Origin of the sequence: Micromonospora sp. CPCC 206061, from assembly GCF_036906915.1 — a bacterium.
Taxonomy (GTDB): Bacteria; Actinomycetota; Actinomycetes; order Mycobacteriales; family Micromonosporaceae; genus Phytohabitans.
In genome coordinates this window covers 1-2,301 of record NZ_JBAKHX010000183.1, presented here as the reverse complement: position 1 = coordinate 2,301, position 2,301 = coordinate 1, and the positions used below count along the sequence as shown (strand labels likewise).

Below are 2,301 nucleotides of genomic sequence, written 5' to 3'. Positions count from 1 at the left end.
TCACAGGCGCCACCAAACCGAAACGCGTCAAACGGACACCACGACCTTAAGTCACCGGTATTGGGGCTAGTGCGGGCAGTTCGCCACTCCCCAACAGGCATGGCGAAGTCGCCGGCTGGCCTAACGAGCATCGTGAGCTGAACTTGCGGATGAACGAGAAGGGCGCGCCGCCACCGGACTGGGGCGCGGTTCGATCCTCGTCACCGTCAACCACCTCAGCGTCAACCCGCCCGGCGGCGACCGCGGCTGCCACACCCTTGTCAGTTCGGCACGCTGACGCTCGACACATGGTCTGGCCAGGCACGACCCAGCTCGACGAGCTGTCCAAGTTAACACCATCCGCCGCACCGCGCTCAGTAGCCGGGGGGAGCACAGAAGTGAGCGACCGAGAATCGCTAGATAACCGACACCAACGTGCGTTCGCTGGCATCGCCTTGGCGGTGGCCGGTCCGTAGCATGAGCGCATGGCGGCACCGCGGATGACCGGCGCGATGCACGACGTGCTCGCGCTGCTTCTCGAGGCGTGGAACGAGAAGCGCGAGCCGCACGGCTGGCTCATCATGAAGTCGCTGCGCCGATCCGGTCCCGCAGTCTACAGTGCGCTCGACCGGCTGGAGGACAAGGGCTGGATCACGGGCACCTGGGAGGTGCTGCCGGAGGGCGAGCGCCGGGCCCGGCGCCGCTATTACCGGCTCACCGCTACGGGCGTTGAGGCCGCCCGCAGCGCGGTCGCCGAGTCCCAGCGCGCAACACCTCAACTCCGGCCACAGCCCGGGTTCGGCATGGTCCTCCGCCCCAGCCTGACGGGTTGAGGCTCGATGAGTGCCGTCGAGATTACCTTGGCCGTCGTGCTCGGCCTGGTGGTGAACGAATTCACTGACGTCTCACCCTGGCTCGCCCGCAAGCTGGCCAGATGGTCAGCCACCCTCCGGTACGGGAATACCACCCGCGCCGAGATCCGCGCCGAAGAGCTGACCGCGGTGATCAACGATCGCCCGGGCAAGCTCTTCAAGGTCGTCACTGGCCTTCGCTTCGCCTCCGCGGCCCTCGCGCTCCGATTGCGCCGCTTCATCGGCGCCGATCCCCAGCCAGCGGACGACAGCCTGCTCGACACCGCCCGTGCCCTTCTCGAGGACGAGCCGAGCACGCTCGTCGCGCGTTACCTCTTCCCTACCGAGAAGTACCGCGGTGAGTGGAAACGACACTGGATCAATCTGGCCAAGGGCCTGGCCGTCATTACCGTCTACGCGGTGCTTGGCGTGTGGGCGGCGGTCATACGCGTCGAGCCACGGTTCACCGGATGGGTCGTCGCCGCCATCCTCGTCGTCGCCGTGGTAGCGGCCATCTGGCGAGTGGCCCTGTGGTACTTCACGCGCTTCGTCATCACCAACAAGCGGCTCATGTCGACCGAGGGCCTAATCCGCCGGCGGGTCGCGATGCTCCCCCTCCTGCGCGTGACGGATCTGCGGTACACGCAGTCACCGCTAGCCCGGGTGCTCAACTACGGCAACTTCATCCTGGAGTCGGCTAGCCGGCGCAACGCCCTGCGCAGGATCATCGACCTGCCGAACCCGAACGAGCTTTACCTGCGGCTCGTCGAAGAGATGTACGAGCCCCAAGCGGTCGAGGCCAGGATCGCGGACTACAACGTCGAGAGATCGCACGACACCCAAGCCGAGCCAGCCGATGCCCCCGACGTCGCCGAGGTCCGCACGGAGGTGCTTCTCCGGATCGGTGCGTTGTCCGCCCAGCTGGCCGCACTTACCGCGGCAATCGAGAAAATGGCGCCCGCCCCCGCACCCACCTCCGTGCCGCGAGAAAGGCGAGCCGTCCCCGAACCAGACCCCGCGCCGCGGGTACGCCGGCCAGACCCCGTGACCTGACAAGAGCTCAGGAGTATCGGGAAGGCCACCGTCGACGTGCTCGGGGTGCTGCTGGACAAGGACGAGCCGCCTGGGGCTTGGAGATCATCAAGCTGACCACGCGTCCCTCCGGGAGCGCCCGCCAGCCGTGGGGTGCTGAAGTCAGGCGTCTGGCAAGATCTTGGCTGAGATTGAAACCTCCATGATCGCTCGGCATACGGACATGGCTCGATGTCCGGACGCCTGGTGCCGTCCGGCGTACAGGTGCAAGGTTCCGGCAAAAGTGACGTCCGACAACCGGCCGGGCTGACCAGCCCTGCTGTTCGGCGAGCATTGACTCTTGTCTGCCGGAATTACTCTAAAGGCCCCAGGTGCTGCTAAGGGCTGTCTCGTAACTCGGTCGATGCGTTTGGTCGACGGCGGTCGGTGGTCAGCCGGT

At 66.4% G+C, this 2,301-nt stretch carries 2 protein-coding genes; both read left to right on the top strand.

Annotation, left to right across the window (positions count from 1 at the left end):
- The first annotated feature begins 464 nt into the window (after window positions 1-464).
- On the top strand, window positions 465-812 hold the full coding sequence (locus tag V6V89_RS41200; protein ID WP_334625177.1) for a PadR family transcriptional regulator: 348 nt from the start codon (window positions 465-467) through the stop codon (window positions 810-812).
- A gap of 6 nt (window positions 813-818) precedes the next feature.
- Window positions 819-1,883, top strand: coding sequence for a PH domain-containing protein (locus tag V6V89_RS41195; RefSeq protein WP_334625176.1), 1,065 nt, complete (start codon window positions 819-821; stop codon window positions 1,881-1,883).
- Window positions 1,884-2,301 lie beyond the last annotated feature (418 nt).

Coding starts and splice junctions, on each gene's coding strand:
- V6V89_RS41195 (WP_334625176.1), top strand. CDS start 819: ATGAGTGCCGTCGAGATTACCTTGGCCGTCGTGCTCGGCCTGGTGGTG.
- V6V89_RS41200 (WP_334625177.1), top strand. CDS start 465: ATGGCGGCACCGCGGATGACCGGCGCGATGCACGACGTGCTCGCGCTG.